The sequence below is a fragment of the Pseudomonas sp. R1-7 genome, from assembly GCF_051132105.1.
Taxonomy (GTDB): domain Bacteria; phylum Pseudomonadota; class Gammaproteobacteria; order Pseudomonadales; family Pseudomonadaceae; genus Aquipseudomonas.
Genome location: NZ_CP071661.1, coordinates 3268711 through 3290797 on the forward strand (window position 1 = coordinate 3268711; position 22087 = coordinate 3290797).

Annotated in this window: 10 protein-coding genes; 4 read left to right on the forward strand and 6 right to left on the reverse strand. The window is 63.8% G+C overall.

Annotated features, from left to right (window positions below; translation table 11 throughout):
* Complete coding sequence (locus J3P79_RS14615; protein ID WP_434603558.1) at nucleotides 1-2001, reverse strand: sigma-54-dependent Fis family transcriptional regulator; 2001 nt, start codon at nucleotides 1999-2001, stop codon at nucleotides 1-3.
* A gap of 180 nt (nucleotides 2002-2181) precedes the next feature.
* On the opposite strand from J3P79_RS14615, the gene J3P79_RS14620 reads away from it, so the two are divergent.
* From J3P79_RS14620 to J3P79_RS14630, 3 genes are read left to right on the forward strand one after another with little or no spacing between them, the layout of a single operon-like run.
* The gene (locus J3P79_RS14620; protein WP_434603560.1) at nucleotides 2182-3204 is read left to right on the forward strand and encodes a Gfo/Idh/MocA family oxidoreductase; all 1023 of its coding nucleotides are present in this window, start codon (nucleotides 2182-2184) and stop codon (nucleotides 3202-3204) included.
* Nucleotides 3201-3992, forward strand: coding sequence for a TIM barrel protein (locus J3P79_RS14625; RefSeq protein ID WP_434603562.1), 792 nt, complete (start codon nucleotides 3201-3203; stop codon nucleotides 3990-3992). Before J3P79_RS14620 ends, J3P79_RS14625 begins: the two co-directional genes overlap by 4 nt.
* Before the next feature lie 58 nt (nucleotides 3993-4050).
* Nucleotides 4051-4977: a sugar ABC transporter substrate-binding protein gene (locus J3P79_RS14630; protein WP_434603564.1), complete on the forward strand. Its 927-nt coding sequence runs from the start codon at nucleotides 4051-4053 to the stop codon at nucleotides 4975-4977.
* A gap of 44 nt (nucleotides 4978-5021) precedes the next feature.
* Here J3P79_RS14630 and J3P79_RS14635 read toward each other — a convergent pair whose 3' ends face one another.
* Both J3P79_RS14635 and J3P79_RS14640 read right to left on the reverse strand, forming a co-directional pair.
* Complete coding sequence (locus J3P79_RS14635; RefSeq protein WP_434603566.1) at nucleotides 5022-6452, reverse strand: diaminobutyrate--2-oxoglutarate transaminase; 1431 nt, start codon at nucleotides 6450-6452, stop codon at nucleotides 5022-5024.
* Nucleotides 6453-6488: 36 nt separating this feature from the next.
* Entirely contained in the window at nucleotides 6489-6704 is a 216-nt protein-coding gene (locus J3P79_RS14640; RefSeq protein WP_249874525.1) for an MbtH family protein, read from the reverse strand.
* Nucleotides 6705-6902: 198 nt separating this feature from the next.
* Here J3P79_RS14640 and fhuF point away from each other — a divergent pair, with 198 nt between their 5' ends.
* Complete coding sequence (gene fhuF, locus J3P79_RS14645; protein ID WP_434603568.1) at nucleotides 6903-7640, forward strand: siderophore-iron reductase FhuF; 738 nt, start codon at nucleotides 6903-6905, stop codon at nucleotides 7638-7640.
* A gap of 9 nt (nucleotides 7641-7649) precedes the next feature.
* Here fhuF and J3P79_RS14650 read toward each other — a convergent pair whose 3' ends face one another.
* From J3P79_RS14650 to J3P79_RS14660, 3 genes are read right to left on the reverse strand one after another with little or no spacing between them, the layout of a single operon-like run.
* Nucleotides 7650-9293, reverse strand: a complete 1644-nt coding sequence (locus J3P79_RS14650) for a cyclic peptide export ABC transporter (RefSeq protein WP_434603570.1) — start codon at nucleotides 9291-9293, stop codon at nucleotides 7650-7652.
* Nucleotides 9290-13072, reverse strand: coding sequence for a non-ribosomal peptide synthetase (locus tag J3P79_RS14655; protein WP_434603572.1), 3783 nt, complete (start codon nucleotides 13070-13072; stop codon nucleotides 9290-9292). Before J3P79_RS14655 ends, J3P79_RS14650 begins: the two co-directional genes overlap by 4 nt.
* The gene (locus J3P79_RS14660; RefSeq protein ID WP_434603574.1) at nucleotides 13069-22086 is read right to left on the reverse strand and encodes an amino acid adenylation domain-containing protein; all 9018 of its coding nucleotides are present in this window, start codon (nucleotides 22084-22086) and stop codon (nucleotides 13069-13071) included. Before J3P79_RS14660 ends, J3P79_RS14655 begins: the two co-directional genes overlap by 4 nt.
* Nucleotide 22087 lies beyond the last annotated feature (1 nt).

Below are 22087 nucleotides of genomic sequence, written 5' to 3' on the forward strand. Positions count from 1 at the left end.
TCAGCCCAAACCCGAACGGAACGCTTCGACCTTGAGCCCGAATCGACTCATCTTGTTGTACAAACCGCCACGGGATACGTTCAACTGCCGGGCGGCCAGGCGGATATTGCCCCGCGTGTCCCTGAGCGCTGCGATGATCGCGTTCATTTCATGGGTGCCAAGATCCGCGGCCGCTCGGAGCGCGGGAGCAGCGTGACGGACCGACGGCTGCCCTCCCTGCCTGATTTCCAGCGCAAGGTCGTTCGGCTGGATCAGCTCGGTGGCCGCCAGGTTGGTCGCCCGCTCGATGACATTTTCCAGCTCGCGAACATTCCCCGGCCAGTGGTAGGCGCCTAAAAGCTCCAGCGCCTCGGGTGACAGATCGCGCATGGGTTTTCGCAGCGACCGGGCGCAACGCGCCAGAAAATGCCGCGCCAGCATCGGCACATCTTCAAGGCGCATCCGCAGCGGCGGCACCGTCAGGCCCAACACGTTGAGTCGATAATAGAGGTCCTCGCGAAAAGCGCCTTCGGCCACCGCCTGGCTCAGGTTGCGGTGGGTAGCGGCAATGATGCGAACGTTGACCCGCAACGACTTTTTCGCCCCCACGCGGGTCACTTCGCCTTCTTGCAGGACGCGCAGCAAGCTGACTTGGGCATCGAAGGACATGTCGCCGATTTCGTCGAGGAAAATCGTCCCGCCATCGGCCAGCTCGAACCTGCCCGCCGAGCCGCCGCGCGCAGATCCGGTGAACGCGCCTTCGACGTGGCCGAACAGTTCGCTCTGCACCAGGTCCCGAGGAATGGCCCCGCAGTTCACCGCCACGAAAGGCCCGCCGCGACGCTCGCTGGCATTATGGATGGCCTGGGCGAACAGCTCCTTCCCTGTGCCGCTTTCTCCGAGGATCAGGGTCGTCGAGTCGCTGCGGCTGGCGATTCGGCCCAAGTGCAAAGCGTCCTGGATGGCACGGGAACGGCCCTGGATGGTTTCGAAGGTGTAGCTGGCCTGGGTGCCGATGATGCGCCGGGTGATTTCGCGGATGCGCCGGTTCTCACGCAACGAAACAATACGACCGCCCTGCTCCAGGGGACAGACCGACACCAGGCAGGCCAGGTGGCTGCGATCGTGCAGCTCGAACGTGCAGTCCAGGTCCCGCACCCCTTCCCCGGTGCTGCGCAGGATTTCACCGCTCAGATCGGTCTGTCCCAGGCTCTGGAACGGCTTGCCCAGCCAGGCAGGGTCGACACGAAACAACTGCCGGGCGTAATGGTTGAGGGCCTTGATGTCACCGTTTTCGTCCAGCACCACCAAACCCTCGTTGAGCACTTCAAGGACCGTTTGTTGTTCTTCGAGCAACGCATGCAGCGTCATTTGCCGGGAGACGGCTTCGGCCGCAGCCTGGACGGTGCCCAAGGTGTGGAAGTGAAACCAGCCGGGTTCGGCGGTCAAAGTCAACATCGCCAGCGTTCGACCGTGGGAATCGCGGATGGGCGCGGCGGCGCAATGCATATGCCGCTGACGCAAACCGACGCCGAAGTTCTCGCCGGCCAGCACATACACCAGACGGTCTTCAACCAGCGCCAGCCCGGTGCAATTGGTGCCCTGTACCGACTCCAGCAATCGGCTGCCGATGGGCGTGAGGTCCAGGCCGCAGAAATACAACGTGGTGCCTGCGGCATCGGTCAGGTTGATGTGCCCGTTGGGGTTGTAGGCCAGCAAGCCGCGCATGACCTGCGCAGCGGCGGCTATCAACAATCGGTTCGCCGCCAACGTCGCGGTCAACTCAGCGGGCGTGACGAAACGGTATTCGCCGTCGTCCGGGTCGAGGCCGGCACCGACGCTGCGCCGCCAGGAATTCCAGATCACCTGCCTGACACCGGGAGGACGCTCGGTGACGCCCTTCAAGCAGGCTCGCCAAGCCTCATCCAGCGCCGGGCCCGAACCGCCATTCAACGACGCGGGGCCGAGGGCGGTCAGGTAGTCACGGTCTTCAACATCCAAGGCCATCGGCTGGGCATTCATGACGGGCTCCATGTTCATATTTTCGACATGTCAGTATAGACATGTCATCCAAATGCACACTTCCAGGATCACTCAGCCGATAAAACCCAGTATTTTCAAGACGTTATAAACTGGCACAGCGCTTGCTCCCTACGGTGTACCGACAACGAGTCGCGAACAACAATAAAAGGGAGTCATTCCATGAGCACGTCAAACACCCTCCGCCTGGGTCTTATCGGTGCCGGTCGCATGGGCAGCTTTCACGGCCTGACCGCCGCTCGCCACATCCCTGGCGCATGCCTTGCCGCCATTGCCGACCCCACGCCTGGCCAGGCCGCGAAACTGGCCGCGGAATTGGGCGTCGAGAAGGTCTACACCGATCCAAAGCACTTGCTGGACGACCCGGATATCGACGCCGTGCTGATCGCCGCGCCAGCCCGCAGCCACGCCGAACTGGTGATCAGCGCGGCGCAGGCGGGAAAAAGCGTGTTCTGCGAAAAACCCATGGCCATTACCCTGGAGGAAGCTGATCGCGCCATTGCCGCCGCTGCCGATGCGAGGGTGACGCTGCAAGTGGGCTTCAACCGCCGCTTCGCCAAGAGCTTCCGCACCGCGCACCTGGACGTCGCTGCAGGTCGAATCGGTACGCCACAACTACTGCGCTCGTTGACCCGCGATCCAGCGCTGAACAATCCCGCCGCCTCGCCACAATGGGTGATTTTCCTGGAGACACTGATTCACGATTTCGACACGTTGCGCTATCTCAATCCGGGTGCCGAAGCGGTCGAGGTGTTCGTCATGGCCGACGCGTTGATTGCGCCAGACTTCAAACACAAGGGGTTCCTCGACACGGCGGTGGTCACGATCCGATTCGACAACGGCGCCATTGCCACCGCCGAGGCCAACTTCCAGGCTGTGTACGGCTACGATGTCCGCGGCGAGGTGTTCGGCAGCGCCGGCATGCTGACCATGGGCAACGTCAACGACTCCGATTTGCTACGTTACCTGGCCAGTGGCATCCAGGCCGATACCCAGCGCATGGACACCGACTTGCTGCGTGACGCCTACGTGGCCGAACTCAACCACTTTGTCAGTTGCGTGCGCAGCGGCGAAAAGCCCCTTGCCAGTGGTGAAGACGCGCGCGCTGCGCTGGCGATTGCCCGTGCCTGCATCGAGTCTTTCCAGCAAGGCAAGGCGGTGCGTGTGCAAGGAGCGCTTTCATGAGCGTCATACCGTTCAAACTGGCCGTCAGCGCCGAGATGGTCTTCCTCGATCTGCCCTTTGTCGAACGCGTCAAACGCATCCATGCACTGGGCTTCAGCGTCGAGATCTGGAACTGGACGACCAAGGACATCCAGGCCCTCGCTGCCACTGGCGCTGACTTCACGTCGATGACCGGCTACATCGCGGGCAACCTGACCGACCCCGAAGACATCCGGCAACTGCTCGACAGCGCCCAGGAATCCTTAGGCATAGCGGCTCAATTGAACTGCCCGAGCCTGAACCTGCACGGCACCGGCCTGGGTGACCAGGGTTTGCCGGTCAAGCCCGTTGCCCAGGCCACCGGTCGCATGTGGCTGAGCGCCTGCAAGACCCTGGAAAAAATCGCCCGCCTGGGGGAAGACGCCGGCCGGGTGTTCTTGCTGGAGAACCTCAACACTGAAGTCGACCATCCGGGCACGCCTTTCGCCCGCGCCGACGATACCCTGGCGCTGATCGAAGCCGTCGGCAGCCCGCACCTGAAAATGAACCTGGACCTTTACCACGCGCAAATCGGCGAAGGAAACCTGATCGAGTTGATCCAGCGTGCCGGCGATGCCATCGGTGAAATCCAGGTCGCCGATGTGCCTGGCCGCATGGAACCCGGCACCGGCGAAATCAACTATCCGGCGATTGCCAGGGCCTTGTCCGGCATGGGATACAGCGGTGTCGTCGGTCTCGAAGGTTGGGCCAGCGGCGACAGCGAGCCGGCGCTTGAGCGCTTCAGGCAGGCCTTCACGCTGGATGGGTGAGGCCCGTGCAAGCATTTTTCGATGACGTTCACTTCATAACAACAAAAGGAAAACCATCATGCGTCGTTGCACACTGCTGTTCGCCACGCTGCTCCTGCTCGTCAGCCAATGGGCCGCCGCCGACTATCGCATCGGCGTCAGCATCGCCAGGGTCGACGATAACTTCATGACCTATGTGCGTAATGGCCTGGACGAGGCCGCCAAGAAGGACGGCGTCCAGATCCAGTTCGAGGACGCCCAGGGCGACGTGGTTCGCCAGCTCAACCAGGTCCAGGGTTTCATCAACCAGAAAGTGGATGCCGTGATCGTCCTGCCAGTCGATACCTCAGCCACGGCCAATATCACCCGTGCGGCGGTCGAGGCGAAGACGCCGCTGGTCTACGTCAACCGTCATCCGGACGAACGCACCCTGCCCAAAGGCGTGGTCACGGTGGCGTCCAATGATATCGAGGCTGGCCAATTGCAGATGCGTTACCTGGCCGAAAAAATGGGTGGCAAGGGCAATCTCGCGATCATCATGGGCGACCTTGCGCAAAACGCCACCCATGACCGCACCGAAGGGGTCAAGCAGGTGCTCAAGGACTTTCCCGGCATCAAGGTTGTCGAGCAGCAGAGTGCCGAGTGGCAGCGCAACAAAGGCATGGACCTGACCAGCAACTGGCTGCTCGCCGGCAGCCGTTTCGATGCCATCGTCGCCAACAATGACGAGATGGCCATCGGTGCGGCCATGGCATTGCAACAGGCCGGCAAGGCCAAGGGGGAGATCGCCATTGTCGGTATCGACGGCTTGCCTGATGGCTTGGCGGCGATCAAGCGTGGGATGCTGGTCGCCTCGGTGTTCCAGGATCCCAAGGCCCAGGCGACCAGCGCGGTGCAGGCAGCCCTGAAGATGATCAAGGGCGAGCCGGTGGAAGCCGAGGTGTGGGTGCCCTTCCAGTTGATCAAACCTGAACAACTGGCGGTGTTCGAGCAGCGTTACAAGTAGCAACCACCACGACAGCGCTGGCCGGTTTGAGGGCCAGCGCTTGCTCAAGCGATGTGCAACGCCCTGCCCTTGGTCTCGGCAAGGGCATTGTTCAATGCCACCCGGAACAGCTCGGCCAGCACATCGATCTCTTCGGCCTGGATGATCAGCGGCGGTAGGAATCGCACCACGGCGCCGTGACGCCCGCCCAGTTCCAGAATGACGCCCAGACGCAGGCATTGGCGTTGGATGGCCTGGGCCAATGCAGTGTCCGCAGCGGGAACACGGCTGTCGCTCGGCGTGTCGCTGACAACTTCCACGCCCACCATCAACCCACGACCGCGTACCTGGCCCAGGCAAGGGTAATCGCCTTGCAACTGGCGCAGTTGCTCCATCAGGCGCTGCCCCATGACCTCGGCGTGTCCTGGCAGGTTTTCGCTGATGATATGGCGCAACGTCGCAGCGCCCGCGGCCATCGCCATCTGGTTGCCACGGAACGTGCCGGCATGGGAGCCGGGTTTCCAGGTGTCCAGCTCCTCGCGATAGACCATCACGGCCAATGGCAGGCCGCCGCCGATGGCCTTGGAAAGCACCAGGATGTCCGGCTCGATGTCGGCATGCTGGAAAGCAAACAACTTGCCGGTACGACCCAGGCCGGTCTGCACTTCATCGATGATCAGCGCCACGCCATATTTACGCGTCAATTGACGCAAGCCCTGGAGCCAGCGTACCGGTGCCGGGATCACCCCGCCCTCGCCCTGCACCACTTCCACGACCACCGCCGCCGGTGGCAACACGCCCGATTCCGGATCGCTCAACAGCTGTTCGATGAAGTGCAGCCCGGCATCGATGCCGGCTTCACCGCCGATGCCGAACGGGCAACGGTAGTCATACGGGTATGGCAGGAACTGCACGTCCGCCATCAGCGAACCCAGCGCCTGCTTCGGCCCCAGGTTGCCCATCAGGCTCAACGTGCCCAGGGTCATGCCATGGTAGCCGCCGGAGAACGTCAGGATCGGCTTGCGCCCGGTGGCGATCCGCGCCAGTTTCAGGGCTGCTTCGATGCCATCGGCACCGGTCGGGCCGCAGAACTGGATGCGCGCGTGACGGGCGAAGGTTTCCGGCAAGGCATTGAACAAGTCTTCGACGAAGCGATCCTTGACCGGCGTCGTCAGGTCCAGGGTGTGCAAGGGCAAGCCGGAATCCAGCGTCTGGCGCATGGCCGCAATCGCCACCGGGTGGTTATGACCCAGCGCCAAGGTGCCCGCGCCAGCGAGACAATCCATGAACAATTGGCCCTGGGTGTCGCGCACATAAAGACCATGAGCTTCCTGCAGGGCCAGCGGGATGCGTCGCGGATAGGAACGCGCATTCGATTCCCGGGCCGCCTGGCGTTGCAGGTAGGGATTGGTATTCAGTTCGCGAGGCGCCTCGTGGCGGAACTGCTCCAGCGTGAAGGTGGCGCTGGAGGATGAACGGGGCTGGACACTTTCCATTTTGACTCCCTGAAATGAGAACGCGGTCGTGGGCGATCAGCCCTGTCCTTGTGCCTGCATGGCCTGGCGCAGGCTCAGCGGCCGCATGTCGGTCCAGACTTTCTCGATGTAGGCCAGGCACTCTTCCTTGCTGCCCTGCATGTCCACGGTGCGCCAGCCATCGGGCACGCTGCGGTAGTCCGGCCAGATCGAGTACTGCTCCTCTTCGTTGACGACAACCAGAAACCGCGTATCCGGGCTATCCAAACTCATTGCTTGCTCCTTGACTGGCATGACGGGAAAGGTCGCTACGATACAATACTAATGGTAGCGATTCTCATTAATATTTTAAAAACTTATGTTGCTCGCCTGTTTCAGCGTCGGCGAACAGTCGCAAGACGCTGGTGCGCTGTTTATACTTCGCCCCCTCTGAACGATAACCCCTCTCAATTCGCGGTCACGGATGAGTCAATGATTCCCAGCCTTGCTCCGCTGTTCACCGGGCCGCTCGTGGCCTTCGAAGAAAAGCTGCAACTGCGCAGCCAGCCCCGCAGCGATCTGCCGGCGGAGCTGTTCTTCCAGCGCGAGACGTTCAACGTCTTCGTCGACGAGATGCTGGCGCGCTACAAGACCGATGAACGCCTGGCCCTGGTGTCACTGTGGTCCAAGTGGTATTTCAGCACCTTCCTTGCGCCGGTGATGGCCGCCAACCTGCTGCTGCAACGGGACCTGCCGCTCGCCCTGAACGACGTCGGCTTGAAACTCGGCGACGACGCCCGGCCACAGGCCTTGCATCTGCGCGACGCCGGGCAACCCCTGCCTGAATGCACGGCCTTCGAACGATTCCAGACGCTGATCGAACAGCATCTGGAACCGGTCATCGACACGCTGGCCAGCGTCAGCCGCGCTTCGCCCCGCTTGTTCTGGAGCAATGCCGGCAACACCTTCGAGTTCGTTTCCACGCGGATCGACCTGCATCCCCTGGCCAAACCCGACAGCACCCTGCCCGCCCGGAAAATCCTCACGGCCCGCCTGCGCCCCGATGGCCGGCGCAACCCGCTGTTCGCCCCCGTGCGCTACCACGACATCGGCGAGGACGAGCCGCAACGCCTGCGGCGAATCTGCTGCATCCGCTACCGCCTTCCCGGCGTCGGCTACTGCAGCAGTTGCCCCCTCGATGAATGCAAACGGCAGGACGCGGACGCCTGAGCGCGCTGATCATTGCGCCAGTTGAAAGGGGTTCTCCGTCGCCCGGTCATAGTCGACAAGGTGGCCGTAGTCGAGACGGTAGACCCGGTCCGCCACATCGAAATAGCGGTCGTCATGGGTGATCGCGATGACTGTCTTGCCGGCCGCTTTCAGCTCAGGCAGCAACTCGTTGTAGAACACATGGCGGAACACCGGATCCTGGTCCGCCGCCCATTCGTCCAGCAAGAAGACTTCACGGCCCTCCATCATCAGTAGCAGCAAGGCCAGGCGTTTGCGCTGGCCTTGGGACAACGCAGTGGTGGACAGGCGCCCGGCGGCGAATTCGACCTTGTGGGCGAGCCCCAGGCGCTCGAGATAGTGGTCCACCCGAGCCTCCAATCCTTCATGGTCGCCTGCCTCGCCCAGCACGTCGGCGAACAGATAGAAGTCGGCGAAGATCGCGGCGAAGTGCTCGCGGTGCCATTCGCTGGTGCCAGCATCGAGCACCACCCCATTGAGCGACACTTCGCCCGCAGCGGGCACGTAGAGCCCGGTCAACAGCTTGGCCAGGGTCGACTTGCCGCTGCCATTGCCACCGACGATGAAAATCAACTCGCCCCGCCGGATCGTTAGGTCGATCGGCCCCAGTTCAAAGGCGAATTCCTCGTTCTTGCCGGCATACCGGTAATGCACATCCGACAGGCGCAGCTCGCGAAACGGCTGCGCCGCTTGCGCGGGCGTCTTGAACTCCACCGTCTCGCCCAATGCCAAGGCGTCGATGGCCTGCAAGGCGACATGGCCGCGAATAACCGCGGGAATGGCATCGAGGATCATCGAGATCGGCGTACGCAGGAACATGATTGCCAGGACGTAGCCAACCACCACCTGCTGGCTGAGCAACCCCAGCCCCTGGCCGAGGAAAAACAGCGTGCCGATCAGCACGAACACCAGCAACGTCGTCCAGTTCAGGTTCACCGCCCACAAGGTGTCGGCGCGTACCGATGCGTCCAGCGACGCTCGGGCAATAGGTTCGAGCTTGCGTTGATAAAGCAAATGCCGGCGTTCCCGGCTCAGGCCCAGTTCGCAACGCCCCTGGATCGCCGCTTCGAACTGCTCGGTAAGTTGATCATCCTGTTGCCGGACAGCCTGCATCAAGGTCTTGACCTTGCGCCCCAACAACACATCGAGACCGACACCGATAACAATCACCGCCAGCGTCAGGCCGAAGAATGGCAGGCTCAACCACGCCATGTAGGCCAGCCCCGCCAACAACAGCAAGCCGTTGTACAAGGAAATCGGCAGTTGCTTGAATGCCGTGGCGACGGTGGTCACGTCCTTGGTCAGGGCGTTGTAGATGCGTGGGCTGCCCAACCGCTCGATGCGTTCCAGTGCCGTCCCCAGCACCTTGCCCACCAGCCGCAAGCGCAGCTGGTACACCAGGCGATGGCCGATCTGCACCAGCAACCATTGCGAGGTGACCCCGCTGATGAACAACAGCACCAGCAGGCCACCGAACAGCAGCAAGCCCTGGCCGAGGTCGTCCAGACCTTGTTCCAGGCAGCGGTTGATGTAGCCGATCAGGCCGATGCTGGTGGCCGCGCTCAAGGCACTGCTCAGCACCGCGAGGAAAATGCGCCACCGCGCGTTGTGCAGCAATTCTTTCAATAACATCATGGGACCGACACCACCTTGGCAGAGGGTTGCAACAGTAAAGGCAGCAGGTTTTCGACCAGGCGCGGCTCGCCGAGCATCTCATGATGCCCCACGTCCAGCGTCCACTGGCTGACGGGTTGTCGCGCATGAGCTTGCCATTGCGCGCGCAAGTCGCCATGGGCATTGCCGCGCCACAGCCAGACCGGCACCTCGACGGTGGGCAAGGCCTGCTCGTACAAACGGGTCTTGATCGCCCGATATTGCGTCATCAGCGCCAGCAGTCCAGCATCCGCCGCTTCCCATCGCAGATCCCCGCGCACCTGCTCATCGTCGAGCAGCCGAGCGACACCTTCGGCATAGTCAAGGCCGGCCAACAGCCCCGTCAATCGCTCCCGTAGCGATTCTCCGATCGGCTGGCCATGACTGCGGCAATAAAACGCGAAATCGGCAATCAGCTGGCCCGCTTCGTCGCCCTCGCCGGCCAGGCTGCGCTGGGCATCGTGATCGAGCACCACCAGGCCTTCGACGCTGAAGCCGCTGGCTTGCAGATGCGGCACCAGCAACAAGGCCAGGCGCGCGGCGAGGCTCCAGCCCAACAGCACCAGCGGACGCTCTTTGAGCTGCACCGGGATGCTCGCCACGTATTGGCGCAACAGCGTGTCCATATCGTCGCTGGCCCAGCCGTTTTCCAGGGCGGCAAGACCGAAGACGGCTACTGCGCCGCGCAGGTTTTCCAGCAACGGCTGGTACGCCTGCAAGTGCCCTTGTGCGCCATGCACCAGCAGCAAGGCCGGTGCCTGCGGATCGGCCTCGTTCAGGACTTTCCAGGGACCGTTGCCCGTTTCGCCCAGGCCACGCACGAGATCACGCACCGTATGCCGCTCGAACAGCAGGTTGGTCGGCAGGCTGACGCCCAACCGTTCACGGATCAGCGACACCACCTTGATCGCGGCCAATGAATGCCCGCCGACACTGAAGAAGTTGTCGGTCACGCCCAGTTCATCGACACCCAGCACGTCGCACCAGATCGCGAGCACGGCGGTCTCCAGTTCGCCCTCCGGTTCCACGCGCGTATGTTGCAAGCGCTGCCGGGCGCGCTCGAGCAAGTGCTTGCGATCGAGCTTGCCGTTGCTGTTCAGCGGCATGGCCTTCAGCGCAAAGATACCGCTGGGCAGCATGTAGTCCGGCAATTGCCGAGCCAGGCTGGCGCGCAACGGGTCCGCGCCTTGGAATTGAATCTCGTCCGTGACCACAAAGGCCAACAACCGAGCGTGATCGCCTTCGCCATCCAGCAGCACAGCCGCCTGCAAGACGCCCGGCTGGGCCAGCATCGCCTGCTCGACCTCCGCCAGTTCAAGGCGAAACCCGCGGATTTTCACTTGCTGGTCGTTGCGCCCCAGAATGCGCAGGGCTCCGTCGGCCTGGCGCAACGCCAAGTCACCGGTGCGGTACAAGCGTTGACCGCTGGCAGGATCGACACCGAAGGCACCGCCGCCGACATTGCCGACGTAACCCCTGCCGACACTGGCGCCACTGATGCACAACTCGCCGGCCTGGCCGGAGGGTACCGATCGTTGCTGCTCGTCGAGCAAATGAACGCGGTTGTCCCCCAGCACTTGGTTCAAGGCGCAGCCATTGACGCCAAGCGCCAGATCGATGGCCCGCCACAGTACGCCGACGGTGGTCTCGGTCGGGCCATAGTGGTTATACAGCCGGCAGGTTGGTTCGGCCTGGGCCAGGCGGGCAAGCAACGCCTCGCCAATCGGTTCTCCACCCAATACCAGCACTTGCCGTGGCAATACGTCGGCGGCCTGCTCGCCCATCAAGGCTTCGAGGTGCGACGGGACGATTTTCAGGACGTCGAGGGGATGACGCCGAAGCTCTTCAGCAAAGGCCTGTGCGTCGGTCACGGTCGACTGCGCCAGCACATGAACGCAACCGCCCTGCAGCCACGCTGGGAACAGCACGGTGTTGCCCAAATCCGCGAGCAGCGACGACACCAGCCCGTAATGCCCGCCCTCGGGCAGTCGCAGCGCGCGGGTGACTTGGGTGACGTAATGACGCAATTGCCCTTGCTCGATCTGCACCCCCTTGGGCTTGCCGCTGGTGCCCGAGGTATAGAGCACGTAGGCCAGGTCCTGCGCGGTGCCGGAGCTAGGTATAGCGAGCAGCGGCCCGTTGCTCGCCTGTGACCAGCACAGCGTGCGCAACGACGTGTCCGGCAACAGGCCCTCCAGGTGCAGCAGCAATGCCGGTTGCGCATCGTCGAGTATCCCGGCCAGGCGCAGCGGCGGCTGCTGGGGATCCAATGGCAGGTACGCGGCGCCGACCTTGAAACAGGCGAGCATCGCCACCAGCATCTGCGCGCCGCGCGGCAGGTACAGCCCCACCACGTCTTCACGACCCACGCCCGCCTGGTCCAGGCTGCCGGCGATGCGGTCACTCAGGGCATCGAGTTCAGCGTATGAAAACAGTTGGTCGGCGTAACGCAGCGCCGGGCGATCCGGCTGTGCCTGGGCATGCCGGCGCAGGGCCGCGACGATGTCCAGGTCCGCTCCGAGGTCAGGATTCGGCGGCGGCGCGAGGGACTCCTCGGGCAGGCGCGCATCGATGCCATCGATCAGCCCGTTGGGCGATTGCACCACTTGGCCGAGCCAATGTTCGAAACGCCTGAGCAACGATTGCATTTGCTCGCCGCGATACACCCCGCGATCATAAGCCAGCGCCAGTTCGCAGTTGCCTTGGGCGTCGAGGATCAACTGCAGTTGCAGCTCGACCGGCGTGTCAAACGACAGCAATTGCAACGCGTCCGGTTGCGGCACGCGCAGTACCTGCAATCCGGCCTGGAAACTGGCACGCCACTCCGGCAACAACTGCGCCTGGCCGACGTACTCCTGCCAGTCGACGGCGCTCTCCAATTGCCGGGCCAGTTGCCGGGCCAAGTTGACCAGGGTGCTGTGCTCGGACATCTGCACCACCATCGGCAACGTCTGTTCAAACACCCCAAGCGCGCCGGTCAGCTCCTCGTAGTTGTCGCGGGGGTCGTGCTGCAAACCAAGTTGGCCCTGGCGTTGGCCATTAAGCCTGCCAAGCAGCGATCCCCAAGCGGCGAGCACCAGTTGTTCGACGGCCACGCCTTCGCGATCGGCCAGTGCCGTGAACAGCGCCGGCAAGGTCGGCGCCAGTGGCTGGCGGACCACCGCGTGACGGCCATCGGCGATACCGTAGCGCTCGACGAGGCGCATGCCCGGAACGTCTTGCAAGGCCAGGTTGCGCCAGAACTGCGCGCCCTGCTCGGCGTCTTCATCCAGTTGCAGGCCATTGATCCATTCGACGTAGTCCGCGTACTGCATGGGCTCGTCATCCAGCCGCGCCGCGCGGCCGAGCAAGTGCTCGCGCAACTGGACCAGGCTGCGGGCGTCCAGCGAGTACACAGGGACCGCCAGCAATAGCTGATCATCGAGCAGCCAGGCCAACACGTCGGGCTGTTCGGCCTGGCAATGACGCTGGGCCTCTTCCAGCCACCCCTGCGCTTCGTACCCGTCGGCTGCGCGCCCCTGGCGCCAGTCCAGGCGCAATGCCTGGGGTTCGATCACCCGCTGGCGCAACCCGGTGGCGCCCAGCGGACGCTCGTAGCGCAGGCACAGCGCCTGGTGCTGCGCCAGGCTGTCGCGCAAGCGTTGCTCCACGGTGCCTGCGGCAACGCCCGTCAATGACATGCGCACCCAGCGCCAGGCGTGCGGATTGGCCTGGGCCAGTTGTTTCTGCTGGGGTGAAAGCGTGAGTCCAAGGTCCATCATGGGGTCAACTCTTCAAGTGTCTCTTCAGCCTGCGCCGGGGCGGCCATAACTTGGTGGCGGGCGTAGATTTCACCCATGGCCACGACGATTTTGCGCTCGCCCTCGAACGGATCCCGGGCGTGAGCCGCCAGCATGTTATCGAGCATCACCACGTCGCCCTGCTGCCAGTCGAAGCGCACCGCACACCGGTCGTAGGCGGCATTGATGGCGTCGATGGCTGCCGGTTCGAGTTCCGAGCCGTCACCGTAGAACACTTGTCTCGGCATGGCCGACTCGCCGTCACGCAGGAACTGCTCGCGGATATCCGCATCGAGAAACGCCGGGTGGTACAACTGGATCTGGTTGAAGAAGCTCTCTTCGCCGGTCAACGGGTGCAGGATCACTGCCGGGCACACCTGGCGGGTGTGCAGGTCGTTGGCGCCGCGCCACTGGAACTCGATGTTGCTCTCACGGCAGATCCGCTCGACCTCGGCTCGATCCTCGGTCTGGAAGAAGTGCTGCCAACTGACGTCCAGGCTGGTGCTGAAATTGCGCACATACATCAGTTGTTTGCGCCGCAGGTTCGCCTGCAGCCAGGCCGGCAGTTCACGGTAGACCTGGCGGCTGTCGACAATCGGCGTCGCGCCACCGGACGTCGCCGGCGTCTCGCAGTAGAACCACTGCCGACGTGGCCAACGGTGCTGGTGCGCACTTTCGTTGTGGAACAGGATCATCCGATCCTTGGGGTATGGCGTGGACTTGTAGATGTTCTTGCCGCCCTCTTTCTTCGGCAGGTCACCGTATTGCCCGTACAACTGCGGACACAGGGCCTGGCAGAACGCCTCGAAATCCGCCGGGGTCGGCAGGTCGAAGCCACGGAACAGGATGCCGCCGTGCTCACGCAACCAGTTCTCGACCTTGTCGCGGTTGGCTTCGGCCCAGATGGCCGGGGCCAACTCGCGGTCCCGCAAGGAAACCAGCAACGGAAATTTCGAGTCCTCTCGCAGCGGCCGGGCTTCGATGGGCTCACGGGTCGCCGCCGATCCGCTCTGGCGCATCTTGCCCAATTTGCTCATTTTGCGTTGCAGCGGATTGTCCGTGGACATTGCAGCAGCTCCCTTTACAGTTGCAATCAAAGTATCGATTGGTGTGTCCGGCGCGCCGAGCGCCAGCTCCAGCAGCGACTCGAAGGCACCGCGCAAGCGCTCGACGGTGGCCGGGCGGAACAGGCTGGTGCGGTACACCCAGCGCAGGCTGATCGCATCACCGTCTTCGCTGGCGAACAGGGCCATGTCGAACTTGGAGTGGTGCTGCTCGCCCGTCAGCGGCTCGACCTGCAGGTCGCCCAGTTGGCGCTGCTGGCGCGGCGTGTTGTCGAGCACGAACAGGGTCTGCAAGAGCGGGTGGACATTGGCCACGCGCGGCAGCTCCAGGCATTCGACGACCCGCTCGAACGGCGTGTCCTGCCAGGCGAACGCCTGCAGGCAAACCTCACGGACTTGCAAGGCCTGCTCACGCAAGCTCAGTTCCGGTTGTAGGCGGATACGCAAGGCCAGCAGGTTGACGAAGAAGCCGATCAGCGATTCGGTGGCCGGATGGTCACGGTTCGCCACGTCCGTTCCGATCACCAGGTCGCGGCCCTGCGTCTCGCGTTGCAGCACGGCGGCGTAGCATGTCAGCAGGACCATGAACGGCGATGTGCCGCTGTCCTGGGCGAAGGTTTTCAAGCGACCCACCGTAGCGGGCGACAGTTGGAAATCCACCGCCGCCCCGGCGCCGCTGTCACGCTCCGGACGTGGAAAGTCGAACGGCAACGGCACCTGCGCGGGGATGCCCGCCAGGTTCCGTCGCCAGAAATCCAGGCCTTCGCGCTGACGCAACTGGACCGCGGCCGAGCCTTGCCAAACGGCGTAGTCGACATACTGGATCGGCAATGCTTGCTCGGTGGGCAGCGCGCCGCAGCTGTAGGCCTCGTAGCCTTCGATCAGCTCATCGACCAGCACCGCGCCGGACCAGCCGTCGGAGGCGATGTGGTGCATGACCATCTGCAGCACATGATCCTCTTCGCAGAGGCGATACAGGACCACTCGCAGCGGCGCCTCGCTGCCGAGATCGAACGGACGCAGCGCCATGTCCCGGGCTTCAACTGTCCACTGTGTTTCAGTCGAGGCAAGGGTTTGCAGTACCACCGCCGACTGCGGGTGAATGCGCTGGCGCAGTTCGCCGCCACGGGAGTGATAGGTGGTGCGCAGGATGGCGTGTCGGCTCACCAATCGCTGCAATGAACGCTCCAAAGCCTGGGCATCAAGCCGCCCGCGCAAACGGACGATGCTGCCCATGTTGAAGCTGCTGTCGGCCAGATCCAGTTGCTGCATCAACCAGACCCGTTGTTGCGCAGAGGACAGTGGCTGCTCGATGCCTTGGTCCACCGCTGGGACCGTCAGCGAAGCCAGATCCTGCTCGGCGGCAAGGTCCTGGATTCGCTCGGCCAGTTGCGCCAGCACAGGCGTTTCGAACAACCAGCGCAAGGGCACCTCGAAGCCCTGCTCACGCAGGCGGCCACGGACCTGGGCGGCCATCAGCGAATGCCCGCCCAGTTGGAAGAAATGTCCACCGGCCGGGACGTCTTGCACGTTCAGCACCGAGGCCCAGATCTGCGCCAGCAAGGCCTCGCTGGCCGACAGCGTACGTCCGGTCGCCGGCGCGCTGCCGACAGTCGATTGCAAGCGCGGCAGTTGTTTGCGATCGACCTTGCCGTTGCTGTTGAGCGGCAACCGATCCAGTGCTTGCAGGTGCGTCGGCACCATGTAGATCGGCAAGCGCGCCTGCAAATACTCGCGCACAGCCGATTCATCAGGTGCAGCGTTCGATTCTGCAACCCAGAACGCGACGAGGTGCTCGCCTTGCACGGCCACGACGGCTTGCAGCAATTGCGGATGGCTCAGCAAGACGGCCTCGATCTCCCCCAGTTCAATGCGATAGCCGCGCAACTTGATCTGGTCGTCGGTACGTCCGAGGTAGTACAGCTGGCCGTCGGCCTGCCACCGCGCCAGATCACCAGTGCGGTACAAACGACCGCCGTGACCGAACGGGTCGGCAATGAAGCGTTCGGCGGTCAGCCCCGGCTGCCCGGCGTAACCCCGGGCCAGGCCGTCCCCGGCGATATAGAGTTCGCCGACGCAGCCTGGAGGCACTTCGCACAGGTGTTCATCGAGGACATGGCAGCGGGTGTTGAGCAACGGCCGGCCTATCGGCGCCACAGGCAATTGCAGCGTGTCGATGGGCGTCTGGGTCGACCACACCGTGGTCTCGGTCGGGCCGTAGACGTTGATCAATCGAGCCACGTGCTGCTTGAGTTCGCTGGCCAGTTCCGCCGACACCGCCTCGCCGCCGGCCAGGGCCACTCGTCCTTCCAGCACCTGGCGATCACCTTGCAACAGCATCGCCCAGGTGGCGGGCGTGGCCTGGATCAGGTCGACCGATTGTTCCTTGATCAAGCGTGCGAGCAACAGCGGATCCTGGCGCTCGTCCTCGTCCGCCAGGACCACCGCGCCGCCACGCACCAGCGGCAGGCACAGTTCCAGGCCGCAAATGTCGAAGGTAACGGTGGTCAAGGCCAGGTAACGCTGCACATTGTCCAGTGGCAACGCCTGCTCCATGGCCAGCAGGAAGTTGGCGAAGTTGCCACGACTGATCTGCACGCCCTTGGGTTGCCCGGTCGATCCCGAGGTGTAGAGCGTGTAGGCCAATTGCCCGAGGTGCCTAGGCAATCCCGGCGCCTGCGCGGGCAATTGCGCCAACGACAGGTCTGCCCACAGGCAAATGCGCAGCTCGGCAGGCCAATCCGCAGTTGTCGAATCGCAGAGCAATAAATGCGGCTGCGCTCGGTTGAGCACCTGCGCCTGGCGAGCCGGCGGATGAGCGCGGTCGAGGGGCAGATAGGCGGCACCGGCCTTCTGGATCCCCAACATGCACACTAGCAGGCGCTCATCCCGAGGCAGGCAGAAAGCAACCAACGATTCGGGCCCGACGCCCTGGGCCAGCAGCCAATGTGCCAAGCGGTTGGCTTGGGCCTCCAGCGCGGCATAGCTCAGTTGACGATCCGCGCAATGCACGGCAATACGCTCGGGATGCACCGCGGCCTGTACTTCGAAACGCGTCACCCAATCCGCTTCGTCGTGCAACGGCAGCGACTGCCCGGCAGTCGCCAGGGTCGCAACCGAGCGCAGCGGAAGCTCCAGCAAGCGCGCATCAAGGTCCAGGCCCGCCAGGCTGGCGAGCAACGCCTGGTAATCCTCAACCAGCCGCTGGGCGATGTCAGGACGCAGCAATGCCGTGGCATATTCGACGATCAAACCGGTGTTCGCCTCGGCACCGCGACCTTGGGTGAACAGGTTGAACGTCAGGTCGAACTTGGCGCTCACCACGCCACCCGGCAGCGCCAGCGCCTGGGCACTGATGCCGGGCAGGTTCAGGCTGCGGGAATCCTGATGGTCGACCTGATAGTTGAACATCGTCTGGAACAGCGGTGTGCGATCCAGGCTGCGCTCGACATCCAGCACGTCCAACAACTGCTCGAACGGCAGCGATTGATGGGCCAGGTCCTCGGTCAACTGGCGGCTCAGGGCCTGGACGAACGCTTGCAGGCTCTGGCGGCCATCTATCTGCACACGGTGGGCCAATGTGTTGACGAACAACCCGACCAACGCTTGGCTCTCGACGGACTCACGTCCCGCCACCGGCAAGCCGACGGCGAAATCATTGCGCCCACCATGGCGCCAGAGCAACAACTGGTACGCGGCGAAATACAGCACGAACGGCGTGACGCCAAGCGCCCTCGCCCGGGTCTCGACCGCCGTGCTCAGCGAGCCGGGCAGGACATATTCGTCTCGCGCGCCGCTGAACGTCTGCACCGCCGGCCGTGTGGATTGCTCGGGCAGTTCCAGCGGCTCGCTGCCGAGGCCTTCCAGGCGTTGTTGCCAATAGGCCAGCAAATCCTTGCCGTGCGCGCCGTCCAAGCGCTGCCGCTGTGTCTTGAGCAGCGGCAGCAAAGCACTTGCCGCCGGCAGGGTCCGGTCTTGATAAAGCGCTGCAAGGTCTTGGACCAGCAAGCCCATCGACCAGCCGTCCACAGCGATGTGGTGCACGTTGAACAGCAGGCGATAGTCACCGGGCGCAACATAAAACACATCGGTGGCCAGTAGCGGTCCTTGCGTGAGGTCGAATACGCGCCTGGCCGCGCTGGCAATAGCCGCGTCCTGTTCCGAGTCACTCAGGCCGCCGATGTCATGGACGTTGAAGATTGGCACAGCTGTGTCGTCCAGACGTTGCCAGACTTGCCCGCGCTCTTCGAAGAAACGACAGCGCAACGCGTCATGACGGGCCGCCAGCGCCTGACAGGCGCGTTGCAGGCGGGGCACGTCCAGCTCGCCGCGCAAGGCCAGCAGTTGGGTGACGTTGTAGGCGGTTTCAGCCGGATCGAACTGTTGCATGAACCACACCCGTTGCTGGGCATGGGACAGCGGTTGCGGTTGCCCCGCGTCCTCGCTCGGCGGCACGGCCTCAGCGACCGGCGCGACAACCGGCGCGAGCACCTTGGCCAGTTGCCGAGGGGTCGGGTTTTCCAACAGTTGCCGGGGCATCAGGCGCAAGTCGGCCTGACGCAAGCGCGCGATCAACTGCAAGCTGAGGATCGAGTCGCCGCCCATGGCAAAGAAGTCGGCATCCGGCCCGAGGGCAGGTTGCCCGAGCAGCTCACGAAAAGCCGTCAGCACGGCAAGCAATGCTGGCTCGGCGCGGCAGTCGATGCACAGGGCCATGGCCGCCAACGTCGGATGCTGCAGTACGTCCCGTGGTTGCAGCTTGAGCCCTTCCCGGGACGCCAGGCCGATCAATTGCAGGCTGAGAATCGAGTCCCCGCCGAGGGCGAAGAAATCGTCCTCACGGCCAACTTGCGCGCACCCGAGGATCTGGCACCACAGTTGCGCCAGGCGTCGTTCGGTGTCGCTGTTGGGTTGCTCGGCGGCTTCGGCGACCGGTTCATCGGTGGCCGGCTCCGGCAATGCACGCCGATCCAGCTTGCCATTGGCCGTCAATGGCAGCGTGTCCAGTGCCAACCAATGGGCCGGCACCATGTGTTCCGGCAGTTGCCGCCTGGCCTCGGCTTGCAGCGTGGCGAGGGCTTCGGTGGTCACCGCAGGGCTGAGATACGCCACCAGTTGCGTCCGCCCTTTTATCTCCCAGGCCAGCACCGCGGCCTCGCGAACCTGGGGCTGGGCGTTGAGCCAGGCACTGACCTCGCCCGGTTCGACGCGGAAACCGCGAATTTTCACCTGATCGTCCTGGCGCCCGAGAAATACCAGGCGCCCTTGGCGGTCCAGGCGCACCCGGTCACCGCTGCGATAAAAACGCTGGCCTTGGGCGGAGGAGCCGAACGCACGCGCGGTCAATTCAGGCTGACCGAGGTAGCCTTGGGCGACCTGCGGACCACCGATCAGCAGCTCACCGGCGACACCCAGCGGCACCGAGCAGTCGTGGTTATCGACGATGCGCAAGTCACAGCCGGACAGTGGCTGGCCCAACGGCAGGTACTGACCCGCTTCGAACGCATCGGCGTCGAGCATTTCTCCGCAGGCCACGCCGACCGTGGTTTCCGACGGGCCATAGTGATTGAAGATCCGCAGTTGCGGCGCCAGTTCACGAAGCTTGGCCAATAACGCCTGGTCAAAGCCCTCGCCCCCAAGGATCAACAAATCCTTGGGCAGGACACGACCGGCATCATCCAGTGCCAGCAAGCCACGCAGGTGCGAAGGGGCGATCTTCAGGCAGTCCACCGGATGCTGGTCGAGAAAATCGGCCCAGCCGGGCGGATCGAAGGCCAACGATGCCGGCGGCAAGACCAGCACGTCGCCCGCATTGAGGGCAGCGAAGACAGAGGTCAAGCCGAGGTCGGCGGCGACGGTTGCCAAGGTCGCCCATCGGCTGCCCGGTTTGGCTTGCAAGCGTTGGCCGACGGCATTGGCGTAATGCGCGAGGTTGGCATGAGTGACCTGCACGCCTTTCGGCTGGCCGGTCGAGCCCGAGGTGTAGATCAGGTACGCAGGCAATTGCGGCTGGCTGAGGCTTTCGTCCTGGCCGATGTTCACGTTAATCGACCAGTCGGCGGCGCTCAACACTAGACACGGGATGCCCATGTCGGTTTCAGGCGCTTGCGCCAATGTCAGCCACAGGCTCGCGCCGCTGTCTTGCAGCAGTTGCGCGAGTCGCCGGGCCGGTTGTGCCGGGTCAAGGAACAGGCAGGTGGCGCCACGCTGCCAACACGCCAGGGTTGCCAGCAGTTGTTCAGAGCAGCGCGGCATGCACAGTGCGACCACCTGCCCCGGCCCAACACCCTGCCCGGCCAGCCGTGCGGCCATCTGGCGACTGGCCGCGCCGAGCGTGGCGTAATCAATGCGCTGGTCCACACTGCACAACGCCACCGCATTCGGCGTGTGCGTGGCCCAGTGCAGCACTTGCTGGTCCAAGGGCAACGCAGTCGCTTCCAAGACAGGGCCGCGCAGTTCGCTCGGCGGGGAGACCAGTTGCAGGTCCGACAGGCGCCGCTGCGGATGAACCGAGCCCTCGTGGAAAATCGCCAGCAAGTCGTCGAGCATTTGCTCGACCGTGGCAGCGTCGAACAATTCGTCGCTGTATTCCAGTTCGCAGCGCAGCTGTGCGTCAGCGGTACGCACCATGCGCAACGTCAGGTCGAAACGTGCGTGGCGTTGCGGCGGGTCGAGCACTTCGACCGCCACGCCGGGCAAGGCCAGGGTGCGGCTTTCGGGCAGATCGACCTGGACGAACATGACCTGGAACAACGGGCTCGAACGCGGGCGCTCAAGGCTTGCGAGGATGTTTTCGAAGGGCAACTGCTGATGGTCGAACGCCGCCGCGACGGTGTCGCGGGTGCGCAGCAACGCGCTACCGAAGTCCGGGTTGTCTTGCAGGCGCTGGCGAATCACCAGGGTATTGAGCAACGGACCGATCAACGGCGCCAGTTCCGGACGGTCACGTTGGGCGGCCGATGTGCCCAGGCACAGGTCCGTCTCGCCGCTGTAGCGCGACAGCAGGCAGCTGAACGCCGTCAGACCATAGATGTACAACGTCACGCCATGATTGCGGATGGCCGTCTCGACCGCGGTCGTCAGTTGCGGCGGGAGTTTCCGAGCCAGGACCGCGCCACTGTGGCGGCGTTGTGTGGGCGCCGGGCGCGGGCGATCCAGCGGCAATGCCATCGGCGCAGGCGCATCGGCCAGTTGGTCGCGCCAGAAATCGATGTGCTGCTGGCAGCTGTCGCTGTCCAGCCATTCATGCTCCCACGCAGCGAAATCGGCGTATTGGATGGGCAATTCGGGTAGCGCGACAGGCTGGTTCGAGGCGAGCGCCCGGTAAGCCTCGGCCAGTTCGAGGGTGAGTTGCTGGGCCGACCAGGCGTCATAGGCAACGTGGTGAATAGTGAAAAACAGCCAGGTGGAATGCTCCTGGGCGTCGCTGAATGCTTGCCAGCGCCAAGGCATAGACTGCGCCAGGTCGAAGGGCTCGGCCAATTGGCGGGCGTATTCATCGGCGCACCATTGCTCGAGTTCGGAGGCGGCGATGGCCAACCGTTCGACGCCTGGCAATTGAACCTGTTGTGGTTCGCAATGGGGCTGCAACTGTCCGCCGGCGTCTGGGCTGTAGCGCGTGCGCAGGATCTGGTGACGATCGACCACCTGCTGCATCGCCTGCTGCAAACGCGCGCCGTCCAGGCGCCCATCGAAACGCAGCACCGAGCACAGGTTGTACAGCGCGCGACTGCTCAGGGCTTCGGCCGACAGGAAGCGCCGCTGCGCCTGCGCCAACGGCCTGGGTTCGCCTTCGCCGAGCACGGCGGGGACGATCGGCAGGCGCCAACTGTCGATGCCCTTCTCGGTCAGGCGCTGGCGAAAGACCTTTTTCTTGTCCGCGGGCAAGGATGCCAGCCGCTGCGCAATCTCCAGGAAAGCTTGTTGCGTCATC

Coding starts and splice junctions, on each gene's coding strand:
- J3P79_RS14615 (WP_434603558.1), bottom strand. CDS start 2,001: ATGAATGCCCAGCCGATGGCCTTGGATGTTGAAGACCGTGACTACCTG.
- J3P79_RS14620 (WP_434603560.1), top strand. CDS start 2,182: ATGAGCACGTCAAACACCCTCCGCCTGGGTCTTATCGGTGCCGGTCGC.
- J3P79_RS14625 (WP_434603562.1), top strand. CDS start 3,201: ATGAGCGTCATACCGTTCAAACTGGCCGTCAGCGCCGAGATGGTCTTC.
- J3P79_RS14630 (WP_434603564.1), top strand. CDS start 4,051: ATGCGTCGTTGCACACTGCTGTTCGCCACGCTGCTCCTGCTCGTCAGC.
- J3P79_RS14635 (WP_434603566.1), bottom strand. CDS start 6,452: ATGGAAAGTGTCCAGCCCCGTTCATCCTCCAGCGCCACCTTCACGCTG.
- J3P79_RS14640 (WP_249874525.1), bottom strand. CDS start 6,704: ATGAGTTTGGATAGCCCGGATACGCGGTTTCTGGTTGTCGTCAACGAA.
- fhuF (WP_434603568.1), top strand. CDS start 6,903: ATGATTCCCAGCCTTGCTCCGCTGTTCACCGGGCCGCTCGTGGCCTTC.
- J3P79_RS14650 (WP_434603570.1), bottom strand. CDS start 9,293: ATGATGTTATTGAAAGAATTGCTGCACAACGCGCGGTGGCGCATTTTC.
- J3P79_RS14655 (WP_434603572.1), bottom strand. CDS start 13,072: ATGATGGACCTTGGACTCACGCTTTCACCCCAGCAGAAACAACTGGCC.
- J3P79_RS14660 (WP_434603574.1), bottom strand. CDS start 22,086: ATGACGCAACAAGCTTTCCTGGAGATTGCGCAGCGGCTGGCATCCTTG.